Consider the following 26,109-nt stretch of genomic DNA (forward strand, 5'->3'; position numbering starts at 1 on the left):
GCCTGTCGGACGGGGGCCGGTCGCGCGCGCCTGGCCGGCGGCTCAGAGCTCGGCGTCGGGGGCGTACTGCGCCATGGAGATCTTGGCGGCCTCGGCCAGATCCGACTCGGCCGTCGTGCCCGAGGAGCGGACGGCCTCGATCCAGACCCGGACCGACTGCTCGTTGTACTTGACGACCTCGGGCGAGTTGGCCATCTCGACGGGGTCCGCGTCCGCCGGAAGCTCGCCGGTGACGTAGAGCGCGAGGCCGAGCAAGCCGCCGTCCCACCCTGGGCCGACCCAGAGTGCCCCGGAGCCGCCGGGAGCGGGCGGTTCGCTCATCGAGTGCTCGAGCTCGAGGTCGGTCGAGGATCCGGACGGGGTGAGACGGAGCTCGAGGAGACTCGTGGGTCCACCGAACGTGACCCGGAGAGCCTTGGGTGGCTCGCACTCCAGGATCTCGCCGCCGGCGTTGCCCTCCAGTTGGAAGCTGCCGCCGACTCTGAGATCGCCGGTCACCGGCATGAACCAGCGCTTCATCCGCCCGGGGTCCGTGAGCGCGTCCCACAGCTCCTCCGGGGCGGCCCGGTACGTGCGGCGCATCCGCACGGTCACCGTCTCCCCGGTGCGGCTGACCTCGCGCTGGACCGCGTTGATGTGCTCGAGGATGTCGATCACGGGTGGTTCCCTCTCTCGCTCGGCTGGAGTGCAGCCCACAATGCCGGTCAGGGCTTATATAAGTCAATACTGAGATAGTCATGCCGCAGCCGATTCCGGTGTCTGGCTGTCGGCGGTCAGGGGGAGCGTGGTGACGGCGTACTCGTCGGCTGGGTACGGCGAGGCGGATGTCTCGGCCGGAGCGGGCGAAAGGACGGACGTGGCCTCGCTGGGAGAGCTTGCCGCGGCGGAGCGAGGCGCGGCCTTGGAGAAGGTGGTGGTGCCTCGGGTCAGGTCGTGGCCCACGGAGAACGCTTCGAGCACGACCCGGCTGCGGGACTCGCCGGCGTCGTCGGTCCATTCGTGGGTCCGCAGCCGGCCGGTGACGATGACCGGCTGGCCGATGCGCACCGATTCGAACGCGTTCTGGGCCAGGCCGCGCCAGCACTCGACGCTGAACCAGGTGGTCGGCTTGTCGACGTACGTACTGAGGACGCGGTCGAACTGGCGTGGGGTCGACCCCATCCGGAACGTCGCGTGCGGGACCTGCCCGATCTCCTTGAAATCCGGGTCACTGCCGACCCAGCCCAGCACCGTCACATAGGTCTCGCCGAGGCTCATGATGGCCACCTTCCGTCTGATCGCGAATCCGCTGTCACCCGAGAAGATGCAGGCGTCGCACCCCGCCCGCCCGGCCGACTTCGGATCTGTGGACAACCGAGGGCTGGTTGGGAACCGGTGGGTCCGAGCACATAGGCTCTGGGGTATGGCGGAATTCATCTACACCCTTCGCAACGTCCGGAAGGCACACGGCGACAAGGTCGTTCTCGACAACGTCACGCTGAACTTCCTCACCGGCGCGAAGATCGGCGTGGTCGGGCCGAACGGCACCGGTAAGTCCTCGCTGTTCAAGATCATGGCCGGGCTCGACCAGCCCTCCAACGGCGAGGCCCGGCTGGCCGAGGACGCGACGGTCGGGATCCTGCTGCAGGAACCGCCGCTGACCGAGGGCAAGACGGTCCTGGAGAACGTCGAGGAAGGCGTCGGCGAGACCAAGCAGAAGCTGGACCGCTTCAACGAGATCTCCGCCGAGCTGGCCGACCCGGACGCCGACTACGACACGCTGCTGGCCGAGATGGGTGACCTGCAGACCGAGCTGGACCACCGCAACGCCTGGGACGTCGACGCTCAGCTCGAGCAGGCGATGGACGCGCTGCGGTGCCCGCCGGCCGACGCGCTCGTCGACAACCTGTCCGGTGGTGAGCGCCGCCGGGTCGCGCTGTGCAAGCTGCTCCTGCAGCAGCCCGACCTGCTGCTGCTCGACGAGCCCACCAACCACCTGGACGCGGAGTCCGTGCTGTGGCTCGAGCAGCACCTGCAGAAGTACGCGGGCGCCGTCCTGGCGATCACCCACGACCGGTACTTCCTGGACAATGTGGCCGAGTGGATCCTGGAGCTCGACCGCGGTCGCACGTACGGGTACGAGGGGAACTACTCGAAGTACCTGGAGACCAAGCAGGAGCGGCTCGTCGTCGAGGGCCGCAAGGACGCCAAGCGGCAGAAGATCCTGGAGCGCGAGCTCGAGTGGGTCCGGTCCAACGCGAAGGGCCGGCAGTCCAAGAGCAAGGCGCGCCTGCAGCGGTACGAGGAGCTGGCCGCTGAGGCGGAGCGCTCCAAGAAGCTGGATATCGACGAGATCAACATCCCGCCGGGTCCGCGTCTGGGCAGCACGGTGCTCGAGGTCTCCAAGCTGGAGAAGGGCTTCGGCGACCGCAAGCTGATCGACGGCCTGAGCTTCTCGCTGCCGCGGGCGGGCATCGTCGGCGTCGTCGGCCCGAACGGTGTCGGCAAGTCGACGCTGTTCCGGATGATCATCGGCGAGGAGCAGCCGGATGCCGGTTCGCTCCGGCTCGGCGACACCGTCAAGGTCTCGTACGTCGACCAGTCGCGTGGCGGCCTGGACCCGAAGAAGACGGTCTGGCAGCAGGTGTCCGACGAGCTCGACTACATCAAGGTGGCGAACTTCGAGATGCCGAGCCGGGCGTACGTCGCCTCGTTCGGCTTCAAGGGCCCGGACCAGCAGAAGCCGACCGGTGTCCTGTCCGGCGGTGAGCGGAACCGGCTGAACCTGGCGCTGACGCTGAAGATGGGCGGCAACCTGCTGCTCCTCGACGAGCCGACCAACGACCTGGACGTGGAGACCCTGCAGTCGCTGGAAGACGCGCTGCTGGAGTTCCCGGGCTGTGCGGTGGTCGTGTCCCACGACCGGTGGTTCCTGGACCGCGTGGCGACGCACATCCTGGCCTGGGAGGGCACCGAGCAGGACCCGGCCAAGTGGTTCTGGTTCGAGGGCAACTTCGCGTCGTACGAGGCGAACAAGGTCGAGCGGCTGGGGCCGGAGGCGGCTCGTCCGCACCGCGTCACCTACCGCAAGCTCACCCGCGACTGACCCTGGACGCCACACAGTGCTCACGCCGGCAACAGCCGGCGTGAGCAGACTCACCCAGCCGATTCTCACCCCGGCGGGGTGAGGAAAACGCCCTGCCGTCGGGGGAGGCTGCGACTGACCACCCGGCAGTCGATGGGAGCAGCACGATGGCGACACTGACCGTTTGGAAGTTCGACAGCCCTACCGGGGCAGACCAAGCCATCTCCACCTTGGAGAACCTGGCCAAGCAGAAGCTGATCAACGTGCACGACGCCGCCACGGTGTCGTGGCCGCCGGATGCGAAGAAGCCCAAGACCAGGCAGCTGAACAACATGACGGGTGCGGGTGCGATGGGTGGCATGTTCTGGGGCATGCTCTTCGGGCTGATCTTCCTGGTGCCGCTGCTCGGTGCTGCCATCGGGGCTGCGACCGGTGCGATTGCGGGATCATTGACCGACGTCGGGATCGACGACAAATTCATCAAGTCCGCACGTGACAAGATCACACCGGGCACGTCGGCGCTGTTCCTGATGTCGAGTGACGTGGTGACCGACAAGGTGATGGCGCCGTTCGAGGAGAGTGGGCTCAAGCCCGAGCTCATTCAGTCCAACCTGTCGAACGAGCAGGAAGCGGCGCTCCGCGAGATGATCGCCGGCTGAGACTCCTGTCGTCGGGCCAAGCCAACTGAGCGTCACCCGCGAGGGTGGCGCTCAGCTTGCCCCACTCTCTCAGGACGTCGAGTTGGCTCGGTGCGCGGCGGCCTGGGGGTCGGCCGTAGGTCCGAGGTCCGCCCGGACGGCGCCCCAGCGCGCGGTGAGCGCGAACAGGATGACGGTGTCCAGCGCGATCATCAGCAACGACCAGACGGGGTACGCGCCGAGCCACGCGATCTGGATGACGAGGTGCACCGCGACGAGCACGATCGCGGTGATCCGGGCCCAGGTCTGCGCCGTCAGCAACCCGGCGCCGGCGGCGAGCATCAGCAGACCGGCGATCAGGAGCACCCAGCCCCATCCGGTCACGTCGACGACGACCAGGTTGTTCGGCGTCAGCGCCAGCCGCTTGTCGTCGACCAGCGCGATGATGCCTTCGAGGACGTTGATCAGGCCGGTCACCAGGAGCATCGTGCCGGCAAACAGGACCCAGCCCGCCCAGGCCGGGCTTCCCTTCGAAACCATCTGGCACTCCATTCTCGCGGGCGCAAGCCGCTGCCGGCCGGCAGCGGCAGCCCACACCTGGATGCTGACCTCGGCACGCAGCGGAACGGATCACCCAGCAGGGGTGAGGGACGCAGCGTGATCGGCTCCCGTCGGCCCTGCGTCCGCGTTTGAGGGTCAGGCCAGGATGCGCGCCTTCTGTTGGGCGAACTCCTCGTCGGTGAGAATTCCCTGGTCCTTCAGGGCCGCCAGATCCTTCAGTTGGCCGATCACGTCGACCTGGGGCGGCGGCGCGGCCGGCTGCGGTGGCGGTGCGGCCGGCTGCTGCTGTTGCTGCATCTGGTCCGTCTGTTGCTGCTGGTCGTAGGCCTGTGCGTCGGCCTTCTGCTGGGCCTTCGCTTGTTGATGCCGTGACACACCACCGGCGACCGCAGTCGCCGTACCGGCAACGACCGCCGTCCGGGCCATCGTGCCGATCAGGCCTGGGCGGCCAACTCTCCCCATTCCACGTCGCAACATCGCCGGCTCCTTCTCAGCCGTCGTTCTGGAGCGCCATCAGCCGGCCGCGATGCCGGTCAGCGCCTTGGTCACGATCTCGTGCGGAATCCGCTCGCCGGCCGTGATCCGGCCACCGGCGTCCCGGATCGTCTGCGCGAGCCGCGCGGCCCACCGGTCCTCCCAGACGAGCAGCGCCGCCGAACTGTTCGGTGCGAGGACCTCGGCCGCCATCTGCAGGTCCTCCTCGTTCAGGACACCGCCGGCCTCGCCGTCGACGGTGGCGAATCCGAACTCGAGGACATCGTCCAGGGCGTCGAACTCCAGGACGCTCACGGTCTCGTCGGCGTCCTTCTTGATGAAGACGACGTCGAGGATGCGGATCACCTTGTTGTCCACCAGCTCCGCGAGGGCCGGCACGATCTCGCCCTTGAACCGATTCCCCGGGAACTCGATCACCACATACTCGACAGGCCCCACGCCGTCCATGTTCTCTCCCTCGCCGGACGATCTCAGTGGCCAGAACCGTAGGCCGGGCGAGGGTGGCCCACATCATCCCACGGGGGTGAGGGCTCGGTTGTGGAGTTCGTGGTCGGCGAGGACCTCTTCGATGACGAGGATGTCTGCAGTGATGAGGGCTTTCCACAGCGCCCAGGCGCGGGCTCGGGCCCAGGTGGCGGGGTCCTGTTGGACGGCCTCCCGGAAGGCCGCGCGGGACGTGCCGGAGAAGAAGGTGTAGGCGATCACCAGATCGCATGCCGGGTCGCCGACGCCGCACGTTCCGAAGTCGATGACGGCCGCCAGCCGCCCGTCCCGTACCAGGAGATTGCCGCTCGCGATGTCGCCGTGGAACCACACCGGCGCCCGGTCCCACGAGGTTGCGAGCGCGGCGTCCCAGACCTCGCGCGCCAGATCGGTGTCGATCCGGCCCTTCAGTACGGCGAGGGCCTCGAGAGTCTCGTCGTGGTAGTACTCGGGCGGCGCACCGCGGTAGAAGCTGTGCGCGCCAGCGACCGGTCCGCCGGTGGCGTCGACGCTCTGCAGCGCCAGGATGAATCCGGCGATCGACCGGGCGAACTCGTCCAGGTCGGCGACAGTCCCAGGTGACGCGGTCTCGCCGGCGATCCAGCGGCGGATCGCCCAGTGGTACGGGTAACCCTCGCCCGGTGAGCCCTTCGCCACGGCCTCGGGAATGGCGACCGGCAACGCAGGCGCGAGGATCGGCAGCCACTGGTGTTCCTTGTGGACGGCCGCCACGTAGCTCTCGTGCGTGGGCAGCCGTGCGGTCAGCTCCTCACCGAGCCGGTACGTTCGGTTGTCCCAGCCGTCGATCTTGACCGGCGTCACCGGCAGGTCGGCCCACTGCGGGAACTGCTGCGCGATCAATCGGCGTACCAGCGCGGCGTCGATGCCGGCCCGGCCGTCTTGGTGGTTATCCGTCACGCGGTAAGACTGTCGATACCGGGCGACGGACTCAAAGGCTTTAGCTCCGGGCTTCAGTGTTGTCGACCGCGTCCGCGAGGAACGCCGAGATCGTCCGGAGTTCGTCGACGGTGCGAGTCGCCAGGACCTCCTGCATCCGCGAACCCTGCTCGGCGTACAGCGGAACCAGCTTGTCCTGGATCGCCTCCAGCGATGGCGTGACGACGACCTTGCGGCGATCGCCCGGGTCGGCCTGACGGGTGACGAAGCCGTGCGACTCCAGCCGGTCGATGACACCGGTGACCGTGCCGGACGTGAGCCCTGTGTGCTCGGCGAGCTGCCGTGGCGTGAGCGGGCCGTACGTCTGCAGCAGCGTCATGAACTGCGAGTCGCTGGCGCCCAGGCCCACCTTCGCCGAGACCGCGTGGTTGTACAGCACCACTTCGGCGATGAACCGGATCATCCGCTGCTGGATGTCGCCGGCGAGCTCTTCTCGGGAACTGGTCATGGCCACCTCAGCATAGGGCTTGCGTTTCTCTCGGATCTCCAAGATACTCGGAATACCAAGATACTTGAATATCCGAGATAAAGGAGCAGGCGATGAAGGTGCTGGTGATCGGTGGCGGGACCGGCGGGCTGGCGTTGGCGCACGGTCTGCGACGGGCGGGGTTCGGCGTGACCGTGTTCGAGCGGGACGCGCTGCGGACGGACGGTCTGCACGGCTACCGGGTCGGCATCGACCCCGACGGCAGCCGGGCGCTGCACGCGCTGCTGCCGCCGGAGCTCTACGACACGTTCGTGGCGACCAAGGCCCGCGACCCGAAGTACTTCAACATGCTCACCGAGGACCTCAAGGAGGTCCTGTCGATGGAACTCCCTGAGTCGACCGACCCCGTCGAGAGCGAGAAGTCGATCAGCCGGATGACGCTCCGCCAGGTGCTGCTGACCGGTCTCGACGACGTGGTCGAGTTCGGCAAGGAGTTCACTCACTTCGAGCAGCGCGGCGACCAGGTGACGGCGTACTTCGCCGACGGTACGCACGCCACCGGCGATCTCCTGGTCGCCGCCGACGGCTCGGGCTCACGGGTACGGCGTCAGTACCTGCCGCAGGCGAGGACCGAGGAGACCGGGATCGTCGCGATCGCCGGGAAGCTGCCGATCACCGAGGAGAGCGCGAAGCTCGTGCCGCCGAAGGTGTTCGAGGGCATCTCGATCGTCAGTGCGCCGCGTGGACTCGCCTGCATCGTGCACGTCATGGAGTTCCAGTGGAACCACGATGGCAACGTCAAACACGGCATCGGCGGCAACACCGAGGAGCTGATCCGCCGCTGGCCCGGACTGCAGTTCGACAACACCCGCGACTACATCAACTGGGGACTGTCCGCGACCAAGGACAAGCTGCCGGCGAACATCATGGAGCTGCGCGGACAGGAGCTGATCAACGTCGCCCTGGAGGTCACGCCCGGCTGGCACCCGAACCTGCGCCGCCTGTTCGAGCTGGCCGATCCCGGCACCTGCTTCCCGGTGAACATCTGGACCTCGGTCCCGCTCGAGCCGTGGGAGACGACGAATGTGACGCTGCTCGGTGACGCGATTCACACCATGACGCCGGGGCGTGGTGTCGGCGCGAACACGGCCCTGCGTGACGCGGTGAACCTGTGCCGGAAGCTGATCGAGGTGCGTGACGGCCGGCAGCAGCTGATCCCGGCCGTGCGTGAGTACGAGGCCAAGATGATCGAGTACGGCTTCGACGCGGTGCTCGAGTCACGGGCGCAGATGACGTCGGACGACCCGGTGCACAAGCCGGTGATCGGGCGGCTGGCGCTGGCCGGGATGCGAACCGCGATGCGCACCGTCAACCACCTGCCACCGGTCAAGCGGCGGATGCGCGACTCGATGATGGCCTACCGCGGAGCGGACCGGGACGAGCTCACTCTGGAGATCACTCCGGCCCAGGCTGCGGGATGAGTCAGCGCTGCCCGATGTGCTCCGACACGGCGTCGAACACGCGGCCCACCGCGGAGAAGTCCTCGGGGGTGGCCAGGTCGACGAGGTTCTCCCGAACGCCCTCGACGTGGTACGGCGCTGCCGTCTCGAGCAGCCCGAATCCGGCTTCGGTCAGCTCGGCCCACACGCCGCGCTTGTCGCTCGTGCACGACGTACGCCGGACCAGGTCAGCGGCCTCGAGCCGTCCGACGGTGTGGGTCAGCCGGGAGCGGCTCTGGTGCAGCCGGTCGGCCAGGTCAGCCATCCGGAGCCGCCGGTCGGGCGCCTCGGAGAGCCTGACCAGGATCTCGTAGTCGTTGATTCCGATGCCGAAGCGGCGCAGGTCGTCGTCCAGCTTGGCCATCAGGCGTGCGGTCCCCAGCAGGTAGGCCCGCCACGCCACCTGCTGCTCGGCGTCCAGCCACCGGGTCTCAGTCGTCGTCGTCACGGCAACAGTGTACCGGGAATGTAGTTGACTTTTAAACCGTTACTTCCTACTGTCGTAGCCAGAGATTGAAATTTGAACATCCTCGTCCCCCGGCTGCGTCGCCCCCGACCAGTAGGAACACCTTCCCGAGAGGAAACAATGAGCGAGACCGTTACGACCGGCACGACCCCCACCACCAGCATTCCTGGCCTGGTTGCCGGTACTTATGCGCTCGACACCGCGCACAGTGAGATCGGCTTCACCGTACGGCACCTGATGACCAAGGTCCGCGGCACCTTCCAGGAGTACACCGGCGAGATCGTCGTCAAGGACTCGCTGGAGGAGTCGACCGCCAACGTCACCGTCGAGTTGGGCTCCGTGCACACCCGCAGCGAGCAGCGCGACGGGCACCTGCGCTCCGGCGACTTCTTCGACGCCGAGAACAGCCCGAAGATGACCTTCACCAGCACCGCCTTCAAGCCGGAGGGCGACGACTACGTCCTGGCCGGCGAGCTGACCATCAAGAACGTCACCAAGCCGGTCGAGCTCGCGGTCGAGTTCCTCGGCGTGGACCAGAACGCCTACGGCCAGACCATCATCGGCTTCGAGGCCTCCACCTCGATCAGCCGCAAGGACTGGGGCATCGACTTCAACGTGCCGCTCGAGGGTGGCAAGCTGCTGATCGGTGACAAGGTGGACATCCACCTCGACGTCCAGGCCGCCCTCCAGGCCTGACGCACACGTCAAAGCCCCGCACCTGCACAGGTGCGGGGCTTTGCTATGCCTGGACCATCCGGTGGGCGAGGTCGGCGTACAGCTTGCCCAGCGTTTCCGGGTCGCCACGGTGTGGTGTGTACCACCGGGCGACGTCGATGGAGAGCGAGAGTACGGCGAGGGTCGTGCCGGGCAGGTCGGGGACGGCGAAGGAGCCATCGCGTACGCCGTCGGCCAGCACCTGCTCGATCTGCGTGGAGATGGCTCGCCGGATCGTCGCCACTTCGGCGAGGTGCTCGGGGGTGAGCGCGGCAAGCTCGTACTGCACGACCCGCGCGATCGTGTGGTGCTGCGCGTGCCAGGCCGTGAACGCGGACACGAGGGAGCGCAGCCGGTCCGCGGGAGTCGATCCCTGGTCGGCCGAGCGCAGTACGTCGAGGGCCGCGTTGTGGCCGTACAAGCTGATCTCGAAGAGCAGGCGCTCCTTGGACGGGTAGTGCACGTACAGCGCGGCCGGACTCATCCCCGCGCGGGACGCGATGTCGCGGGTCGTGGTGGCCTGGAAGCCGCGCTCGGCGAACGCGTCGACGGCGCCGGTGAGCAGCCGGCGGGCGGCGGCCGGCTGGACGTGCTCCCAGACGAGGGGACTGGTGACTGCGGACACGTTGACACCCTGCCTCAAGTTCGCGAAGCTAAGCAAGCGCTTAGTGATTCATCTCAGATCTCGGGGAGGCCCCAGATGGACCGCGTCATCTTCCATGAGGACCATCACGCATTCCGGGCGAGCGCGAAGGAGTACTGCGACCGCTCGCTGGTGCCGCGGATGCAGCAGTTCCTCGAAGAGAAGACGATCGACCGGGCCGCTTGGCTGGAGGCCGGCAAGCAGGGCTTCCTCGGCCTCGACGTGCCGGAGGAGTACGGCGGTTCGAGCGTCGGCGACTACCGGTTCAACGCGGTGTTCGCCGAGGAGGTCTCCAAGGTCTCCGCGTCGCTGTCGAGCTGCTTCGGCATCCACTTCGACTGCGTCGCGCCGTACCTGGTGGATCTGGGCACCGAGGAGCAGAAGCAGCGCTGGCTGCCGAAGTTCTGCTCCGGTGAGTACGTCGCCGCGATCGGGATGACCGAACCGTCCGGCGGGTCCGACCTGGCCGCGCTGAAGACGACCGCGAAGAAGACCGACGGCGGGTGGGTGCTGAACGGGTCGAAGACCTTCATCACCAACGGCGACATGGCCGACCTCGTCATCGTCGCGGCGCGCACCGATCCGTCCAAGGGCGCGAAGGGCATCACGCTGTTCGTGGTCGAGGAGGGCATGGAGGGCTTTGCCCGCGGCCGCAAGCTGGACAAGGTCGGCCAGACCGAGTCCGGGACGTCGGAGCTGTTCTTCGAGGACGTGTTCGTCAGTGATGACAATGTGCTCGGCGAGGTCGACCGCGGCTTCATCCACATGATGGAGCGGCTCGCGCAGGAGCGGGTCGGAGCGGCGGTGTCGAACATCGCGCAGGCGACCCAGATCCTGGACGAGACGATCGAGTACGTGAAGCAGCGCAAGGCGTTCGGCCAGCCGGTCGGCTCCTTCCAGTACAACAAGTTCGTGATCGCCGAGCTGGTCACCAAGGCCGAGGTCACCCAGGCGTACGTCGACAACGCGATCGTCGCGCACGACGAGGACCGGCTGTCGGCCGTGGACGCGGCGAAGGTGAAGTGGTGGAGCGCCCAGGTGCAGAACGAGATCCTGGACGCGTGCGTCCAGCTGCACGGCGGCTACGGCTACATGAACGAGTACCGGGTCGCGCGGGCCTGGCGGGACGCCCGGGTGACGAAGATCTGGGCCGGCTCGAACGAGATCATGAAGGAACTCATCGGCCGCGACCTCGGCCTGTAGAAGGGAACCTCAGTGCCTGAAGCAGTCATCGTGTCCACGGCCCGCTCGCCGATCGGTCGCGCGTACAAGGGGTCGCTGACCACGATCCGGCCGGACGACCTCGCCGTCCAGATGATCCAGGCGGCGGTCGGCAAGATCGGGCTGACCGGCGACCAGATCGAGGACCTCGCGCTCGGGTGTGCGGAGCCGCACGACGAGCACGGTGGCAACATGGCCCGCCGGGTCGCGGTGCAGCTCGGCTGGGACAACACGCCGGCGACCACGGTCAACCGGTTCTGCGCGTCGTCGACACAGACCGCGCGGATGGCTTTCCACGCGATCAAGTCCGGTGAGGGCGACATCTTCGTCAGTGCCGGCGTCGAGTGCGTGTCGCGGTACAAGAACTTCGGTTCCGCCGGTGTCGGCGACCCGAGCTCGTTCAACCCGCTCTTCACCGACGCGGTGCAGCGGACCGAGAAGTACGCCGAGACCAACGACACCTGGCACGACCCGCGTGCGGACGGCCAGATCCCGGACATCTACATCTCGATGGGCCAGACCGCGGAGAACGTGGCGACGCTGCGGGGCATCACCCGGGCCGAGCAGGACGTGTTCGGCGTCCGCTCGCAGAACCTGGCCGAGAAGGCGATCGGCAACGGCTTCTTCGAGCGTGAGATCGTCCCGGTGACGTTGCCGGACGGCACTGTGGTGAGCAAGGACGACGGTCCGCGGGCGGGCACCACGCTCGAAGGTGTCAGCGGGCTGAAGCCGGTGTTCCGTCCGGACGGCACGGTCACGGCCGGCAACTGCTGCCCGCTGAACGACGGCGCCGCGGCGGTCGTGATCATGAGCGACACCAAGGCCCGCGAGCTCGGCCTTACGCCGCTGGCGCGGATCGTGTCGACCGGAGTGAGCGGTCTGTCGCCGGAGATCATGGGCCTCGGTCCGGTCGAGGCGTCGAAGCAGGCGCTGGCCCGGGCCGGGATGAGCATCAACGACATCGACCTGGTCGAGATCAACGAGGCCTTCGCCGTGCAGGTGATCGGCTCGGCGCGGGAGCTCGGCATCGACGAGGACAAGCTGAACGTGCACGGTGGCGCGATCGCGCTCGGGCACCCGTTCGGTTCGACCGGTGCGCGGATCATGACCACGCTGGTGAACGGACTGCAGTTCGAGGACAAGCAGTTCGGCCTCGAGACGATGTGCGTCGGCGGTGGCCAGGGTATGGCGGTCGTCCTCGAGCGCCTGAGCTGATGAGCCTGGAGAACCGTACGGCGATCGTCACGGGAGCATCTCGGGGGATCGGGCTGGCGATCGCGCAGCGCCTGGTGGCCGATGGCGCTCGCGTGGTGATCACCGGCCGCACCCAGGAGACGCTCAACGAGGCGGTCGAGATCCTGGGTGGCCGCAAGCATGCGCTCGCGGTGGCCGGCAAGGTGGCCGATCCCACCCATCGCGGGACGGTGGTCGCCGCGGCGGTGGCGACGTACGGGTCGGTGGATCTGCTGGTGAACAACGCCGGGATCAACCCGATCTACGGCAAGCTGCTCGACGTCGACCAGGCCGTCGCGACCAAGATGGTCGACACCAACGTGCTCGCCGCGATCGCGTGGGTGAAGGCGTGCCGGGATGCGTGGATGCGCGAGCACGGTGGCGCCGTGGTCAACGTGTCCTCGCTGGCAGGCCTGGCGCCGTCACCCGGCATCGGCTGGTACGGCGCGACCAAGGCGATGCTGTCCCGGGTGACGGCGGAGCTGGCGGTCGAGCTGGCTCCGGAGATCCGGCTCAACGCGGTGGCTCCGGCGGTGGTGAAGACCAAGTTCGCCGGAGCCCTCTACGAAGGACGTGAGGACAAGGTCGCGTCGACGTACCCGCTGCGGAGGTTGGGCCGGCCGGAGGACGTCGCCTCGCTGGTGTGGTTCCTGCTGTCCGACGAGGCGTCGTGGATCACCGGCCAGACCATCACCATCGACGGCGGACTCACCCTGAACGGCGGGATCGTCTAGGGCTGACGTCCCTGCCAGCCCGCCAGCTGGTCGTACGGCGCCGCGTCGTCGGCCACTGGTACGACGGGGCCGAACGGGACATGTCCGCCACGAGGCTCGGCCGGAATGGCGCGCTGCACCAGGGGCAGGCAGTAGACCGCCAGAGAGTCGTCCAGCAGGTCGGTTCGGCCGGTCGCCTTGGCGAGGTCCCACGAGTGAGTGGTGAGCTCGCCGGTGTAGGCGCCGATGGCGGCGGCTCCGGGCAGAGTTCCCCAGGGCAGCTTGCAGGTCCGGCCGAGGATTGCGTCGTCGACCAAGGTTGCGTCGAGCCGCGACCGGCGTTCCTTCCAGGTGCCCATGACGTCGGTGGCAGTGGTGATCGCGGGGATGTCGAGTGCGTTCCCGCCGTTGAGTGCGAGGTCGATCCGGCCCACCACGGACAGCAGGTGGCCGCGCAGGGTGCTGGCGTCGTACTCCGGGCACGGCGTCGGCAGCTCGAGGTCTTCGGAGCCGACGGCGTCCATCAGTTGCTGCGTCTGGTCCAGGGCGCGGATGAGCATCGGGCGGGGATCATTGAAGTCGATGTTCATGAAGTCGTTGTTCATGGAGACAGCCTCGCGGGATAAACAAGACATCTTCTGTCGCATATTGTCGAGGTTGTGCGAGCCGACCGGTTGTTGCAGATCATCCTGCTGTTGCAGCGGCATCCGCGGTTGAGTGCGCGGGAGCTGGCCGAGCGGCTGGAGGTGTCGACGCGGACGGTCATGCGTGACATGGAGGCGTTGTCGGCGGCCGGCGTACCCGTCTATACCGAGCGTGGGCGCAACGGGGGTTGTGTGTTGCTGCCGGGGTATCGGGCTGATGTGAGTGGGCTGACGCCGCGCGAGACCCAGGCGTTGTTCGCGTGGTCGGGACGGGCGGCGCTGTCGGAGGAGCTGGGGCTGCGGGACGCGTTGCAGTCCGCGATGGGCAAGTTGTCGTCGACGCTGCCACTGTCGTTGCAGGACGACGCCGATGCGTTGTCGGGAGCGATCGTGGTGGACCGGCGTCGGTGGTTCGCGGAGGCCGAAGACCACGGTGCACTGCCGGTACTACGGCAAGCGGTGGTGAACCGGCGACGGGTGCGTCTGCGGTACGCGTCCGCGAGTGAAGGGCTCCAACGCCGGACCGTCGATCCGTGGGGACTGGTCGAGCAGGCCGGCCGCTGGTACCTCGTTGCGGCGCATCGTGGCGCGGCCCGGATGTACCGGGTGTCGCGCGTCGAGCAGGTCGATGTGCTCGAGGAGGCAGCGGTCCGGCCTGACAGGCTGAACGTACGCGCGGAGTGGGACAGGCTGCGGTCCGGGCTCGAGCAGCAGGCGCCGGTCGGTGTGGAGGTGGAGGTGCGGGTTCATCCGGACCGCGTCGGGCTGATCCGCCGGATCGCAACCCCGATGCTTGCCAAGGGCACCATTGCCCAGGAGGTGCCGTCGGACGACGAGTGGCCGCACCTGTCCCTGCACTTCCGGGTCCGCGAGGCAGCCTGCGGCGTACTGCTCGGCTTCGGCGGAGACGTCGAGGTGGTCCAGCCGGTCGAGCTGCGCGGCCGGCTGCTGGAGCTGGCGACCGCCGCCGTTGCCACCTACTCCTGACGCCGGGCCACGAAGGTCTGACGCAGGAGGACGCGGCCGTCGCCGGTCTCGTCCTCGTTGCGCCAGTCGAAGCTGGTCTCGGTGATGTTGGTGAAGGCCCAGCGGGTGTTGGCGGTCTGCGCGGAGAGCGTGATGGAGTCGCCGTCGGCACGGGCGATGAACGGCATGACGAATGCGGCCTTCGGGCCCAGCCAGGTGGAACGGAAGGCGTTCAGCTCGGGGTCGTGGATCCGGATCGACAGACCCCACTCGCCGTCGCCGTCGGTTGCGCGGGCGGCGCGGCTGGGGGTGATCCAGATGTCGGCGACCGCCCGGCCGTCGAGAGCCCAGGCGAAGTGCCACTCGCCCTTGGTCTGCCGGCTGACGGTGCCGTCATCGTCGTACCAGGCGACGTCGAGATCCCAGCTGCCGATCAGCGGGGCGAAGGGGTGGAAGGCGTCCGCGTACTCGGGACGCGGCCCGTCGGAGACCATCAGGCCGGCGAGAACCCGTGCGGCGGCGGCGCCATCGGTAACCTGCATGAAAGCCATTTACTCCTGGCGCCGTGGAGCTCGTCAAGAGAAGAGCGGACGCCCCGCCACCGGTGACCCCGTCGCGTCCCAGCACGATGGCACTTCCGGTGGTCGGGGCGATCAGTCCGACAGCACCGGCTAACTGTAGTGCCAGTCCGGTGCACAGCAGAATCACAAGTCGCGCACGCCCATTGCGATCACGTTGCTGTCTTAATGCGTGGCGTGTGCAACGTGTCGTGGCTAGGGTCCGGGGCATGACGACAGGGGTGGTGATCCGGTCGGCGGTGGCTGATGACGCCGACGGGATAGCGGCGGTACGACGGGCGGTCTACTCGTACAAGGTGATGTCGGCGGCGGCCACCCGGCACATGATCACCGTGCAGACACCGGGGCAGCGGTTCCTGCCGCTGGTCGCGGAGTCCGGTGGTGAAGTGGTCGCCTGGGGGTCTGCCGGACTGAACGTCTGGACCAGTGAGCCGGGTCAGAGCGAAGTGTCCATCTACGTGCACCCCGACCATCGCACGCGGGGCATCGCCACCGCCCTGGCCGATCGGCTCCATCAGCACCTGACCGAGGTCGGCGCGATCCGGGTCCGGGCCTTCGTCCACCCCGACGGCCTCGAGTTCGCCCGGAATCTCGGGTACGACGGGACCCGGCAGATGCATTTCTCCGGGGTCGACCCGCGATCGCTGCCCGAGCAGCCGGAGACCCCGGACGGCATCGAGCTCGTGACGCTGGACCAGGTCGATCCGCGGCGGGCCCACACCGCCGACGCGATCGCCACGCTGGACGAGCCGAGTGACTCGCCGCTGGACTCGATCGAGTACGACCAGTGGTTCGAGGAGGTCTGGCAGGCCCCGGCGCTGGACAAGTCGCTGAGTGTGGCCGCGATCGCGGGTGACGAGGTGGCGGCGTTCACCGCGGTCGAGACCGCCGGCGACCGCGCCTGGTCGGGCATGACCGGGACGATCCCGGCGTACCGGGGTCGCGGGCTGGCCAAGCTGGTCAAGTCCGTCGCCCTTCGCCGGGCGGCCGCAGCAGGGATCACCGCCGCGTACACGTCGAACGACGACGAGAACGGCCCGATGCTTGCCGTCAACAACTGGTTGGGCTACCAGCGCGTCCAGACCGAGCTGGGTCTGCTGCGCACGCTATGACCACGGTCGGCTTCGACCGCATCCAGCACCTGATCCGGGTGCCGTTGACGGTCGGCGGGGAGGAGTACAGGTTCCTGGTCGACACCGGGATCGGGATCACGGTGGTGTCGTCGGCGCTGGCGGCTCGTGCCGATGTCCAGGCGACCGGCGCGTCGTTCACCGGCCGGCGGATGTCCGGTCAGGCCGTCGAGACACCGCTGGTCCGGCTGCCGTTGGTCGAGCTCGGTGAGTACGCCGTCGCTGCGCACGTTGCCGGAGTCGCCGACCTCGGGGATATCGACGGTCCGAACGGATTCGCCGGGATCCTCGGTCCGGGCTTCTTCGAGGAGCAGGTGGTCACCACCGATCCGGATGCGTCGACCCTCACCGTGCGACGCCGTACGGACGTCGCGGTGGACGGTCCCGTGATCCCGCTCGAGGTCCGGCGGGAGTCGGTGTCGGTGGATCCGTTTGTCCAACTCGTGTTGCCGAGTGGGCGCGAGATCTGCGTCGAGGTGGACACCGGGTCGGGCAGTCTCATCCTCGACACCAGGTTCCTCGCCGACTGCGCGGTGGATCTCGGCAGTCCGGAGGTGACGACGAAAACCGGTACTGACGAGACCGGATATGAGTGGACCCGGCACTGGGTGACGATCGGCGGCAGCGTCCATCTGGCGGCAGCGCCGGAGACGGCGCAGAAGGCGCCGCGAGTGCAGTTTCAGAGCATCATCCATGACGGACTGGTCGGTGCTGATTACCTTGAGCGTTATCGTCTGTCCTTCGACGTTTCCGGTGCCCGGATGATCCTCGGACCGCGGCTCTGAGACAAATCTGTAATCGATTTCGCATCTGGTCTGCACCTGAAATCGCGCTATGTTCCGGAGAGCTTCGCTGAGGGAGTTCGCAAGGAGTTCGCATGGAGATCAGGGCGGCCGAGACGGGGGATGTCGAGGGAGCGGTCGCGTTGCACGACGCCGTCGCGCCGTACTTGGTGGTCACGCGAGGTGCGTTGACCCGCAGGCTGGCGTCGCCGGCCGTTCCGGGGGTCGGTACGTTCGCCGCGGTGGACGCCGGCGAGGTCGTCGGCTGGGCGACGACCGGGCTGATCGCGGGCTCGGATCCGCTGGACGGGCAGTTGCGGCTGCTGGTCCGGCCGGACCACCGGGGCCAGGGCATCGGCGCGAAGTTGCTGGAGGCAACGCACGAGGACCTGCGGGCGGCCGGGGCGACGACCGCACGGGTGTTCGCCGATCCGGCCACGGTCGAGTGGGCGGCATGGTGGGGCTACCGGCAGACCCGGCAGGTGCACTACGCGGGGATCGATCCGCGCAAGGCGCCGGACGTCCCTGGCGTCCCGACCGGGGTGGAGTTGCTCCCCCTGACCGACGTCGACCCGCGGCGGCTGTACGAGGCCGATCAAGTGGCGCAGCGGACCAAACCGGGCGACGCGAAGATCACCTCCCGGCCGTACGACGACTGGCTGGCCGCGATCTGGCGTTCGCGGGACATGGTCCTCGACCTCAGCGTCGCCGCACTGTATGAAGACCAGATCGCCGCGTTCACGCTCGGCCACGGTGATCGCATCCGGATCTGGTCCCAGATGACCGCGACGATGCCGCAGTACCGCGGTCGCGGCCTGGCCAAGCTGGTCAAGTCCGCCGCCCTGCACCGCGCCGCCGACGCCGGCGTCCAGGGCGCTTACACCGCCAATTACGACGGCAACACCCCCATGCTCGCGGTGAACGAGTGGCTCGGCTACGACCGAGTCGCCACCCACGCCGTCCTGATCTGTCCGCTCTAAGGGACGAGCAGTACGACGGTCTCCGCGACGCAGGCCGGCTTGGTGGAGTTCTCGAGCTCGATCACCCAGTTGAGCGAGACCTGGATACCGGCCGGGGTCTCGATGGCGTTGGTGATGGAGGCGCCGGCGCGGACCCGGGTGCCGACCGGGACGGGCGCCGGGAAGCGGACCTTGTTGACGCCGTAGTTGAGCTTGGCGGTGACGCCGGTGATGGAGAACAGCTCGTCACCGAAGCGGGCGATCAGGCTCAGTGTGAGGTAGCCGTGCGCGATCGTTCCGCCGTACGGGCCCTTGCGGGCGCGCTCGACGTCGACGTGGATCCACTGGTGGTCCCCGGTCGCTTCCGCGAACTTGTTCACCTGTTCCTGGGTGATCTCGAGCCACTCGGTCTCACCCAGGTGGGTGCCGACCGCGTGCACGACCTCGTCGACACCCGTGAAGGTCTGCGCCATCTCCCCGGCCCTCAGTTCCGCGGTCCGCCGGCGACGTACAGGACCTGACCGGACACGAAGCCGGCCTCCTCGCTGCAGAAGAACGACGCGGCAGCGGCGATGTCCTCCGGCTTGCCGGTGCGATTCACCGGGATGGTGGCCGCGGTGGCCTTCTTGAACTCCTCGAAGTCGACCCCGACCCGCGCCGCGGTGGCCGCGGTCATGTCGGTCTCGATGAAGCCCGGGGCGATCGCGTTCGCGGTGATCCCGAACTTGCCCAGCTCGATCGCCAGCGTCTTGGCCAGTCCCTGCAGGCCGGCCTTCGCGGAGGCGTAGTTCGCCTGGCCGCGGTTGCCGAGCGCCGAGGTCGACGAGAGGAACACCATCCGGCCGTAGCCCGCGTCGACCATGTGTGCCTGGCACGCCCGGGACATCAGGAAGCTGCCGCGCAGGTGCACCGACATGACCGTGTCCCAGTCGTCGTCGGACATCTTGAACAGCAGGTTGTCGCGCAGCACGCCGGCGTTGTTCACCAGGATCGTGGGCGCACCGAGCTCGGCGACCACGCGCTGGATCGCGGCGGCGACCTGGTCGGACTTGCTGACGTCGCAGCCGACCGCGATCGCCTTGCCGCCGGCCTCGGTGATCGCCTTCACGGTGCCCGCACAGGCGCCTTCGTCGAGGTCGAGGACGGCCACCGCGTTCCCGTCCGCCGCGAGCCGCTGCGCGACGGCCGCGCCGATTCCCCGGGCCGCCCCGGTCACGATCGCCACCCGCTCACTCATGCCTGCTCCTTGTCTGCGTGCTGCTGCCGGGGATGACATTACCCACGCTCCGTCACGCCGGAAGTACCCAGGATGCGATGATCGCCGTGTGGATCATCACAGATCGGGGCGGTCGGGTGAGGAAAGTATGAGCAACCGCCACGTCTATTACTGCCCGTTGCGGTGGGGCGACCTGGACGCGCTCGGCCATGTGAACAACGGCCGGTACGTCGACTACCTCCAAGACGCCCGGGTCGACTTCCTGTTCCGGACCGCCAAGGATCTCGGCGCGGACGACCTGGAAACCGGCCTGCTGGTCGCGCGGCACGAGGTGCAATACCGCGAGCCGCTGCACTTCCGGCCCGAGCCGGTCCGGATCGAGCTGTGGATCAGTGAGATCAGGGCCGCCTCGTTCACCGTGGACTACGAGATCCTCGACGCCGAGCCGGAACGCCGTACCTATGTCGAGGCCCGCACCAGGCTGGTCCCGTTCGATTTCGGCGCGAACCGCCTCCGCCGGATCAGCCCGGTCGAACGCGAGGCGTTGTCGAAGCTGGTGGGCGCATGAGGTTCACGCACCCGGTCCTGGTCCGATGGTCGGACATCGACTCGTACGACCATGTGAACAACGTCCGGTACTTCGACTACCTCCAGGAGGCCCGGATCGCGTTCCTGTCCGAGGTGCTCGGCACCGCGGGCGACCTGTTCGCCGATCACCCGTGTGTCCTGGTCAGCCAGACGGTCGACTACCTGCGGCCGATCCTGCTCAGGCACCCGCCGTACGACGTCGACGTGTGGGTCGAGTCCGTCGGTACGACGTCGTACACGCTCGGCTCCTGGATCGTCGACCGTGGCGGGGAAACCGAGGACGTGTACGCCAAGGCGGTGTCGGTGATCGTCACCGTGGACGCGGAGACGCACGCCAAGAGAGAGCTGTCGGAGTCCGAAAGGGCAGCCCTGGTCAAGCACATTGTGTCGGCTTGAGAGACTGGGACCGACATGAGTGAGCAGCAGAGCTTCTACGACGCCGTCGGTGGGGCGGACACCTTCCACCGGTTGGTGGCGGCCTTCTATCGCGGTGTCGCCGCCGACCCTGAGCTGCGGGCGCTGTACCCGGAGGAGGACCTCGGTCCGGCCGAGGTGCGCTTCCGGATGTTCCTGGAGCAGTACTGGGGCGGCCCTCGCACGTACTCCGAGCAGCGCGGGCACCCCCGGCTGCGGATGCGGCACGCCCCGTTCGCCGTCACCCCGAGCGCCCGGGACCGCTGGCTCGGCCACATGCGCGCCGCCGTCGACGAGCTCGGCCTGACACCGGAGCAGGACGAGCAGCTCTGGACGTACATGGTGATGGCGGCGCACAGCATGGTGAACACCGACGAACCGCAGTACCCGGACGCGATCGACGTGTCCGGCCGCTGATTCTCTTTCGAAGGAGACAACACGAGCATGGCTACCACGCGTACCGCCAAGGCCCACTGGGAAGGTTCGCTGCTGGAGGGCGCCGGCAAGGTCGCCCTGGAGACGTCCGGCGTCGGCGCCTTCGACGTGACCTGGGCCTCCCGGGCGAACGACGCGAACGGCAAGACCAGCCCGGAAGAGCTGATCGCCGCCGCGCACTCGACCTGCTTCTCGATGGCGCTGTCGCACGCGCTGGCCGGCGCGGGCAACCCGCCGGAGTCGATCGACACCCAGGCCGACGTGGACTTCCAGCCGGGTGAGGGCATCACCGGCATCAAGCTGTCGGTGAACGGCAAGGTCCCGGGCCTGACCGCGGACGAGTTCGCCGAGTTCGCCGAGGGCGCCAAGAAGAACTGCCCGGTCTCCCAGGCGCTGTCCGCCGTCCCGATCACCCTGGACGTCACCTTCACCGCCTGATCACCAGACACCAGCGTCCGGCGAGCCCTCTGGGTTCGCCGGACGCTGTCGTTCCTGTCGGTGCCGTCCGCGAGACTGCTCGCATGCCCGACGACGCGGCCCTGCTGGACAACCACCTCGCGTTCCTGGCCGCCCATCGCGGCGAGGTACGGCGCTCTGCCGCCGGAATCGAGGTGGTCGGGGAGTCCGCGGAGTTCTCGGCGTGGATCCCGCTCGATCCGTCAGCCGAGCTCCCGCCCGGTACGACGACCGTCCGGCTGGTGCCGTGGAGCGGGGCCGGGTGGGAGCAGCGGCTGACCGCGGCTGGCTTCGGGCCGGCCGAGGTGCTGGTGCACATGGAGGCGCCGGTCGAGGCGGTTGAAGGCGAGTCGGTGGCCGCGATCAGCGCGGACGAGGATGCGGCCGCGTTCGCCGAGGTGCAAGCGGCGGCGTTTCTGGACGAGGACGAGCCGGACTACGAGTGGTGGCGGCGGATGCTCGTGGAGATGGCGGTGAAGAACTACCGGTCGCCGGATCAGTCGCTGTATCTGGTCCGCGTGGACGGGGACCCGGCGTCGGTGACTCTTGTGTTGCGGACCGGTCCGGTCTTCGGGGTGTACGCGGTCGCCACGAAGCCGGTGTACCGCGGCCGTGGGCTGGCGACCAGGTTGCTCGCCCAGGCAGAGCGCGATGCAGCGGGCGGGCGTATCACCTTGCAGGTGATTGAGGGGTCAGACGCGGAGCGGCTCTACCTCAAGCTTGGGTTTCGTGTGGCGTTCCGGTCGCCGCACTTTCGTCGTCCTTGACCTCTTCGGCCTTCTCGGTAGCGCTGCCGACCCCCGAGGACGCGTTGCTGTCCGGGTCGCGGGTCGTCAGGTTGCCGACCCGGAGGACCTCGCCGTTGCGCACGTACCAGGTGGTGCCGTCCTCGCCGCGCAGCGTGGTGATCCGCAGGCCGACCGCCACCACGACACCGGTCGCCTTCTCCATGTCGATCAGGTCGCCGACGCCGTACTGGTCCTCGAAGATCATGAACACGCCGGCCAGGAAGTCCTTCACCAGCGTCTGTGCGCCGAAGCCGAGCACCACGCCGATGATGCTCGCCGACGCGATCACCGGCACGATGTTGAAGCCGAGCTCGGCCAGCACCATCACCACCAGGAGCGCGGTGAGCACGATCGTCACCGTGCTGCACAGCAGCGACGCGATCGTCTCGGCCCGCTGCGTGCGGCGCTCGCTGGCCAGGGTGCTCTCGACGAACCCCTGGCCGATCTTGGACTTCGACAGCACCCCGGCGACGGCGCCGTTCCCGGTCCGGCGGGCGAACCTGCGAATCACCTTGTGCAGGACCCAGCGCAGCACGAGGAAGCCGATGATCAGCCCGGCGATCCGGGCCGGGACCACGATGATCTGGTCGGTCACCTCCAGCTTGCCGTCGTTGCCCATCCGGAAGAAGGTCGGGAAGGCCTCGGGCAGTGAAAACAGGGGGTGACTGACTGTGGACGTAAGGTAGCTGGTCAAATAAGGCATCTCGCCGCCCGATGATAGTGAAGGAAGCCAAGGGAGACGATCGCATGCCCAGCCGGCTGGATGACGAGCTGTCCAGGCTCGTGAGCGCTGGCGTGCTGCGCCAGTACCAGGCCGACTCGATCCGGGACGCCGCCGACGCGGAGCTCCACGCGGCGCTGGCCGACCCCGGGCGACCCGGACCGCAGCCCCCTACTGCCGAGCCGCCGGCCAAGCCGCGGACACCGCCGGCGGCGACGCACCCGAACGCGCTGATCGAGGTGCTCGGGTACATCGGCGGCGCGCTGCTGCTCGGCGCGGTCGCGCTGCTCACCCTCGCGAACTGGGGCGAGATGGGGCGGGCCGCGCGCGTCAGCTCCGGTTCCAGCGCCGCGATCATCCTGCTCGGTGCGGCCGTCGTGCTCGCCTTGCTGCGGCGCCGAGAGCAGCTGAGCTCGGCGCTGGCGTCGCTGGGCTGTTGCGTGGCCGGCTTCGCCACGTATGTCGCGATCGAGGGGGAGACCGGGCGGGTCGCCGGAGTGGCGGTCGCGCTCGCGCTGGCCGCGGTCGGGGTGTGGTGGCTGGCAGGCTCTTCGTTGCTAGCGGCAACTTTCGGGATCCTGGCCGTGGGTGTGTTGGTCATCACGGCAGATGTCCTCACTCCGGACACCGGATCGGCGGCGAACAGCGCGGGGATCGCCGGGACCGGGTTCATCCTGGTCGCGTTCGTCCTGGTGATGCTCGGTCTGGTCCGGGATCAGGTGACCGCGTGGTCACTCGCCGGGGCAGCGATGTTCAGCTCGTCCATCTGCTGGCTGATCCAGGAGCGTGGGGAGATCATGGCGCTGGCCGTGGGCACGGCCGGTCCGGCGGCCCTCCTGGTCGCGTACGGTCGCGGGCGCCATTCGGCGTACGCAGTGGTCGGATGCGCCATCCTGCTGGTCATCTGGCCGACAGCGCTCTACCAGCTCACCGACAACATGGCCGGTGTGGCCGTCGGGCTGGTGATTGCCAGCGGAGTCCTTCTGCTCGCCGTACTGATGCTGAGCCGCCGCCGCTCGAATCTCTGACACGGCGGTGCGTTACACGGCTGAGGCCTTGATACGGCAGACTCGCTGAGGTGACTGCTCCTACTCCGGCCCTTGTCGAGCTAGCGGTAGCCCATGGCGTGGCGACGGAGTACTGGAACTGGCAAGGCGAGCATGTGATCGTCCCCAGCGAGGTCGTGTCCGCAGTACTCGCGGCGCTCGGTGTGGACGCGTCGACACCGGACAAGGCGGCCGAGGCGCTGGCGGAGCACCAGCAGGCCCGTTGGCGTCGTACGTTGCCCGCCACTGTGGTGATGCGGGAGGGATGGACGCCTTGGTTCGCCGTACACCTGCCGCACGGGTCCGCTGTCGATGTGTGGGTGGACCTGGAGGACGGCGGTCAGCGGCGTGACATCCCGCAGCAGGACCACCTGGTCGAGCCGGAGTGGGTCGACGGCGTTCAGATCGGTGAGGCGACGTTCCAGCTGCCGGGTGATCTGCCGCTCGGGTACCACCGGCTGTGTGCGCGGATCGGCGGCAGTCCGGAGATCTCGGTCAGCACGCTGATCGTGACACCGGCCAAGCTGAAGCCGGAGAACCTGCACCGCACCTGGGGCTGGGTGCTGCAGCTGTACTCGGTCCGCTCGCGCCGGTCCTGGGGGATTGGTGACCTGCACGACCTGGCCGACCTGGCCGCCTGGTCGGCTCACGATCTGGGTGCCGGGTTCGTCCTGGTGAACCCACTGCACGCTGCGGAGACGGCCGGTCGAATGGAGCCCTCGCCGTACCTTCCGGCCTCGCGGCGCTTCGCCAACCCCATCTACCTGCGCGTCGAGGACATCGACGAGTACGGCGACCTCGCGCCGGCGGAGCGCGATCGCGTTCGGGCACTCAGCCTGCAGACGCGGGCACTGAGCGAGGATCCGAACGCACTGGACCGGGACACCGTTTGGGCCGCCAAGCGCGAGGCATTGCAGTTGCTGTTCGGCGTCCGGCCGTCGATCGGCCGGATCGCGGAGTACGGCGCCTACTGTGACCGGGAGAGCCAGGGGCTGATCGACTTCGCCACCTGGGCCGCGGTCGCCGACGTGCACGGGCCGGAGTGGAGCAAGTGGCCCGAGGACCTGCGGGACCCGATGTCCTCCGCCGTTGTTGCCTTCCGCAACGAGAATCCGGACGCGGTCGAGTTCCACTGCTGGCTGCAGTGGCAGCTGGACGACCAGCTGGCGCGCACCCAGGCCCGCGCGAAGGCGGCCGGCATGTCGCTGGGCGTCGTACACGACCTGGCTGTCGGCGTTCATCCGGATGGTGCGGACGCGTGGGCGCTGCAGAACGTGCTGGCACCTGGCATCCACGTCGGTGCGCCGCCGGATGCGTTCAACCAGCAGGGTCAGGACTGGTCGCAGCCACCATGGCGGCCGAATGCGCTGGCCGAGACCGGCTACGCCGCCTGGCGGGACCTGGTCCGGGCTGTGATGCGCCATGGCGGCGGGCTGCGGATCGACCACATCCTCGGCATGTTCAGGCTCTGGTGGGTGACGTCGCCGGAGCGGCCGACCGAGGGCACGTACGTGCGCTATGACCACGAGGCACTCGTCGGCATCCTCGTCCTCGAGGCCATGCGGTCCGGCGTGACCGTGGTCGGGGAGGACCTCGGCACGGTCGAGCCATGGGTGCGGGACTACCTCACCGAGCGCGGCATTCTGGGTACGTCGGTGCTGTGGTTCGAGCGGGACGCGAAGGGCAACCCGCTGGCGCCGGAGCGCTGGCGGGAGCTCTGCCTGGCCACGGTCACCACGCACGACCTACCGCCGACGGCCGGGTACCTCGCGGGCGACCACGTCGAGCTCCGTAACCAGCTCGGTCTGTTGACCAGGCCGGCCGCCGAGGAGCTCGAGGTGGATGAGGCCGAGCGGGACTCCTGGCTGAACGCACTGCGCGAGCGGCATCTGCTCAGCAACACCGACGGCGACGTCGAGCGCATCGTCGAGGCACTCCATCGGTACGTCGCTCACACGCCGGCGAAGCTGGTCGGTGTGGCACTCACGGATGCCGTGGGGGAGCGTCGTACGCAGAACCAGCCGGGGACCACGGACGAATACCCGAACTGGCGGATCCCGCTCGGTGGGCCGGACGGTCAACCGGTACTCATTGAGGACCTGCCGAACAACCAGCGGCTACGCCGACTGATCGGTGCTTTGAACATCTAGCTTTCTGTACACGGTCGCTCACGAACCGTTGACAATAGATTTGAACGGTTGTTTTCTATTTGTCATCAAGAAGGCGCCTTCCTTCGCTGTCTCTCCGCCCCAACAGTTGAAGGAGTTGTCCC

32 protein-coding genes are annotated in these 26,109 nt (G+C 68.2%); 18 read left to right on the forward strand and 14 right to left on the reverse strand.

Annotated elements, in window-relative coordinates; translation table 11 throughout:
* Positions 1–42 precede the first annotated feature (42 nt).
* The gene (locus ACZ3HV_RS41905) at positions 43–657 is read right to left on the reverse strand and encodes an SRPBCC family protein (protein WP_465693247.1); all 615 of its coding nucleotides are present in this window, start codon (positions 655–657) and stop codon (positions 43–45) included.
* Positions 658–735: 78 nt separating this feature from the next.
* Positions 736–1,257, reverse strand: coding sequence for a single-stranded DNA-binding protein (locus ACZ3HV_RS41910; RefSeq protein ID WP_465693249.1), 522 nt, complete (start codon positions 1,255–1,257; stop codon positions 736–738).
* A 145-nt stretch (positions 1,258–1,402) separates the two neighbouring features.
* Between ACZ3HV_RS41910 and ettA the strand changes: the two genes are divergently transcribed.
* Positions 1,403–3,085, forward strand: a complete 1,683-nt coding sequence (gene ettA, locus ACZ3HV_RS41915; protein ID WP_465693251.1) for an energy-dependent translational throttle protein EttA — start codon at positions 1,403–1,405, stop codon at positions 3,083–3,085.
* Positions 3,086–3,231: 146 nt separating this feature from the next.
* A complete protein-coding gene (locus tag ACZ3HV_RS41920; RefSeq protein WP_465693252.1) occupies positions 3,232–3,723 on the forward strand; it encodes a DUF1269 domain-containing protein in 492 nt (163 codons plus the stop codon).
* A 69-nt stretch (positions 3,724–3,792) separates the two neighbouring features.
* Here the strand turns inward: ACZ3HV_RS41920 and ACZ3HV_RS41925 are convergent, their stop codons facing one another.
* From ACZ3HV_RS41925 to ACZ3HV_RS41945, 5 genes are all read right to left on the reverse strand, one after another.
* Positions 3,793–4,242 (reverse strand): DUF7144 family membrane protein, encoded by a 450-nt coding sequence (locus ACZ3HV_RS41925; protein ID WP_465693254.1) that lies wholly within the window; start codon positions 4,240–4,242, stop codon positions 3,793–3,795.
* Between the two features lie 156 nt (positions 4,243–4,398).
* Positions 4,399–4,740, reverse strand: coding sequence for an SHOCT domain-containing protein (locus ACZ3HV_RS41930; RefSeq protein WP_465693255.1), 342 nt, complete (start codon positions 4,738–4,740; stop codon positions 4,399–4,401).
* Positions 4,741–4,776: 36 nt separating this feature from the next.
* A complete protein-coding gene (locus ACZ3HV_RS41935; protein ID WP_465693257.1) occupies positions 4,777–5,205 on the reverse strand; it encodes a DUF6325 family protein in 429 nt (142 codons plus the stop codon).
* Positions 5,206–5,268: 63 nt separating this feature from the next.
* Positions 5,269–6,159: an aminoglycoside phosphotransferase family protein gene (locus tag ACZ3HV_RS41940; RefSeq protein ID WP_465693259.1), complete on the reverse strand. Its 891-nt coding sequence runs from the start codon at positions 6,157–6,159 to the stop codon at positions 5,269–5,271.
* A gap of 40 nt (positions 6,160–6,199) precedes the next feature.
* Positions 6,200–6,646: a MarR family winged helix-turn-helix transcriptional regulator gene (locus tag ACZ3HV_RS41945; RefSeq protein WP_465693261.1), complete on the reverse strand. Its 447-nt coding sequence runs from the start codon at positions 6,644–6,646 to the stop codon at positions 6,200–6,202.
* Between the two features lie 92 nt (positions 6,647–6,738).
* On the opposite strand from ACZ3HV_RS41945, the gene ACZ3HV_RS41950 reads away from it, so the two are divergent.
* Positions 6,739–8,106, forward strand: coding sequence for an FAD-dependent oxidoreductase (locus ACZ3HV_RS41950; protein ID WP_465693263.1), 1,368 nt, complete (start codon positions 6,739–6,741; stop codon positions 8,104–8,106).
* A 1-nt stretch (position 8,107) separates the two neighbouring features.
* Here ACZ3HV_RS41950 and ACZ3HV_RS41955 read toward each other — a convergent pair whose 3' ends face one another.
* A complete protein-coding gene (locus ACZ3HV_RS41955; protein ID WP_360370625.1) occupies positions 8,108–8,572 on the reverse strand; it encodes a MarR family winged helix-turn-helix transcriptional regulator in 465 nt (154 codons plus the stop codon).
* 138 nt (positions 8,573–8,710) lie between these two features.
* On the opposite strand from ACZ3HV_RS41955, the gene ACZ3HV_RS41960 reads away from it, so the two are divergent.
* Entirely contained in the window at positions 8,711–9,286 is a 576-nt protein-coding gene (locus tag ACZ3HV_RS41960) for a YceI family protein (protein ID WP_465693265.1), read from the forward strand.
* A gap of 43 nt (positions 9,287–9,329) precedes the next feature.
* Here the strand turns inward: ACZ3HV_RS41960 and ACZ3HV_RS41965 are convergent, their stop codons facing one another.
* Positions 9,330–9,929: a TetR/AcrR family transcriptional regulator gene (locus ACZ3HV_RS41965; protein ID WP_465693267.1), complete on the reverse strand. Its 600-nt coding sequence runs from the start codon at positions 9,927–9,929 to the stop codon at positions 9,330–9,332.
* A 75-nt stretch (positions 9,930–10,004) separates the two neighbouring features.
* Between ACZ3HV_RS41965 and ACZ3HV_RS41970 the strand changes: the two genes are divergently transcribed.
* The 3 genes from ACZ3HV_RS41970 to ACZ3HV_RS41980 are packed head-to-tail and all read left to right on the forward strand — an operon-like array spanning position 10,005 to position 13,135.
* Positions 10,005–11,150 carry an acyl-CoA dehydrogenase family protein gene (locus ACZ3HV_RS41970; protein WP_465693269.1) on the forward strand — a complete coding sequence of 382 codons (1,146 nt, stop codon included), beginning with the start codon at positions 10,005–10,007 and terminating at the stop codon, positions 11,148–11,150.
* A 12-nt stretch (positions 11,151–11,162) separates the two neighbouring features.
* The gene (locus ACZ3HV_RS41975) at positions 11,163–12,383 is read left to right on the forward strand and encodes an acetyl-CoA C-acetyltransferase (RefSeq protein ID WP_465693271.1); all 1,221 of its coding nucleotides are present in this window, start codon (positions 11,163–11,165) and stop codon (positions 12,381–12,383) included.
* On the forward strand, positions 12,383–13,135 hold the full coding sequence (locus ACZ3HV_RS41980; protein WP_465693273.1) for an SDR family oxidoreductase: 753 nt from the start codon (positions 12,383–12,385) through the stop codon (positions 13,133–13,135). Before ACZ3HV_RS41975 ends, ACZ3HV_RS41980 begins: the two co-directional genes overlap by 1 nt.
* Here the strand turns inward: ACZ3HV_RS41980 and ACZ3HV_RS41985 are convergent.
* Positions 13,132–13,719, reverse strand: coding sequence for a TIGR03086 family metal-binding protein (locus ACZ3HV_RS41985; RefSeq protein WP_465693275.1), 588 nt, complete (start codon positions 13,717–13,719; stop codon positions 13,132–13,134). The genes ACZ3HV_RS41980 and ACZ3HV_RS41985 overlap by 4 nt on opposite strands.
* A gap of 54 nt (positions 13,720–13,773) precedes the next feature.
* On the opposite strand from ACZ3HV_RS41985, the gene ACZ3HV_RS41990 reads away from it, so the two are divergent.
* A complete protein-coding gene (locus tag ACZ3HV_RS41990; protein WP_465693277.1) occupies positions 13,774–14,745 on the forward strand; it encodes a helix-turn-helix transcriptional regulator in 972 nt (323 codons plus the stop codon).
* Here the strand turns inward: ACZ3HV_RS41990 and ACZ3HV_RS41995 are convergent.
* Positions 14,736–15,266 (reverse strand): hypothetical protein, encoded by a 531-nt coding sequence (locus ACZ3HV_RS41995; RefSeq protein WP_465693279.1) that lies wholly within the window; start codon positions 15,264–15,266, stop codon positions 14,736–14,738. The two genes, ACZ3HV_RS41990 and ACZ3HV_RS41995, sit on opposite strands and share 10 nt — an antisense overlap.
* Before the next feature lie 245 nt (positions 15,267–15,511).
* Here ACZ3HV_RS41995 and ACZ3HV_RS42000 point away from each other — a divergent pair, with 245 nt between their 5' ends.
* The 3 genes from ACZ3HV_RS42000 (at position 15,512) to ACZ3HV_RS42010 (ending at position 18,194) form a co-directional block, all read left to right on the forward strand.
* Positions 15,512–16,414, forward strand: coding sequence for a GNAT family N-acetyltransferase (locus ACZ3HV_RS42000; RefSeq protein WP_465693281.1), 903 nt, complete (start codon positions 15,512–15,514; stop codon positions 16,412–16,414).
* On the forward strand, positions 16,411–17,217 hold the full coding sequence (locus ACZ3HV_RS42005; RefSeq protein ID WP_465693283.1) for a retropepsin-like aspartic protease: 807 nt from the start codon (positions 16,411–16,413) through the stop codon (positions 17,215–17,217). Before ACZ3HV_RS42000 ends, ACZ3HV_RS42005 begins: the two co-directional genes overlap by 4 nt.
* Positions 17,218–17,309: 92 nt before the next feature.
* The gene (locus tag ACZ3HV_RS42010) at positions 17,310–18,194 is read left to right on the forward strand and encodes a GNAT family N-acetyltransferase (RefSeq protein WP_465693284.1); all 885 of its coding nucleotides are present in this window, start codon (positions 17,310–17,312) and stop codon (positions 18,192–18,194) included.
* Here ACZ3HV_RS42010 and ACZ3HV_RS42015 read toward each other — a convergent pair.
* The gene (locus tag ACZ3HV_RS42015) at positions 18,191–18,646 is read right to left on the reverse strand and encodes a MaoC family dehydratase (RefSeq protein ID WP_360370660.1); all 456 of its coding nucleotides are present in this window, start codon (positions 18,644–18,646) and stop codon (positions 18,191–18,193) included. The two genes, ACZ3HV_RS42010 and ACZ3HV_RS42015, sit on opposite strands and share 4 nt — an antisense overlap.
* 11 nt (positions 18,647–18,657) lie before the next feature.
* Positions 18,658–19,410 (reverse strand): 3-oxoacyl-ACP reductase FabG, encoded by a 753-nt coding sequence (gene fabG, locus ACZ3HV_RS42020; RefSeq protein WP_465693286.1) that lies wholly within the window; start codon positions 19,408–19,410, stop codon positions 18,658–18,660.
* A gap of 127 nt (positions 19,411–19,537) precedes the next feature.
* Between fabG and ACZ3HV_RS42025 the strand changes: the two genes are divergently transcribed.
* The 5 genes from ACZ3HV_RS42025 to ACZ3HV_RS42045 all read left to right on the forward strand — a co-directional run bounded on the left by ACZ3HV_RS42025 (position 19,538) and on the right by ACZ3HV_RS42045 (position 22,049).
* Positions 19,538–19,957 (forward strand): acyl-CoA thioesterase, encoded by a 420-nt coding sequence (locus ACZ3HV_RS42025; protein ID WP_465693288.1) that lies wholly within the window; start codon positions 19,538–19,540, stop codon positions 19,955–19,957.
* Positions 19,954–20,373 (forward strand): acyl-CoA thioesterase, encoded by a 420-nt coding sequence (locus ACZ3HV_RS42030; RefSeq protein ID WP_465693290.1) that lies wholly within the window; start codon positions 19,954–19,956, stop codon positions 20,371–20,373. Before ACZ3HV_RS42025 ends, ACZ3HV_RS42030 begins: the two co-directional genes overlap by 4 nt.
* 15 nt (positions 20,374–20,388) lie before the next feature.
* Complete coding sequence (locus ACZ3HV_RS42035) at positions 20,389–20,808, forward strand: globin (RefSeq protein WP_465693292.1); 420 nt, start codon at positions 20,389–20,391, stop codon at positions 20,806–20,808.
* Positions 20,809–20,835: 27 nt separating this feature from the next.
* Entirely contained in the window at positions 20,836–21,264 is a 429-nt protein-coding gene (locus tag ACZ3HV_RS42040; RefSeq protein ID WP_465693293.1) for an OsmC family protein, read from the forward strand.
* Between the two features lie 83 nt (positions 21,265–21,347).
* Positions 21,348–22,049, forward strand: coding sequence for a GNAT family N-acetyltransferase (locus ACZ3HV_RS42045; RefSeq protein WP_465693295.1), 702 nt, complete (start codon positions 21,348–21,350; stop codon positions 22,047–22,049).
* On the opposite strand, the gene ACZ3HV_RS42050 is transcribed toward ACZ3HV_RS42045, so the two are convergent.
* Complete coding sequence (locus ACZ3HV_RS42050; protein WP_465693297.1) at positions 21,997–22,773, reverse strand: mechanosensitive ion channel family protein; 777 nt, start codon at positions 22,771–22,773, stop codon at positions 21,997–21,999. The genes ACZ3HV_RS42045 and ACZ3HV_RS42050 overlap by 53 nt on opposite strands.
* 44 nt (positions 22,774–22,817) lie before the next feature.
* On the opposite strand from ACZ3HV_RS42050, the gene ACZ3HV_RS42055 reads away from it, so the two are divergent.
* Together ACZ3HV_RS42055 and malQ are read left to right on the forward strand one after the other, a co-directional pair.
* Complete coding sequence (locus ACZ3HV_RS42055) at positions 22,818–23,819, forward strand: hypothetical protein (protein ID WP_465693298.1); 1,002 nt, start codon at positions 22,818–22,820, stop codon at positions 23,817–23,819.
* Between the two features lie 50 nt (positions 23,820–23,869).
* The gene (gene malQ, locus ACZ3HV_RS42060) at positions 23,870–25,987 is read left to right on the forward strand and encodes a 4-alpha-glucanotransferase (protein ID WP_465693300.1); all 2,118 of its coding nucleotides are present in this window, start codon (positions 23,870–23,872) and stop codon (positions 25,985–25,987) included.
* The last annotated feature ends 122 nt before the right edge of the window (positions 25,988–26,109 follow it).

This window comes from Kribbella sp. NPDC020701 (assembly GCF_055562215.1).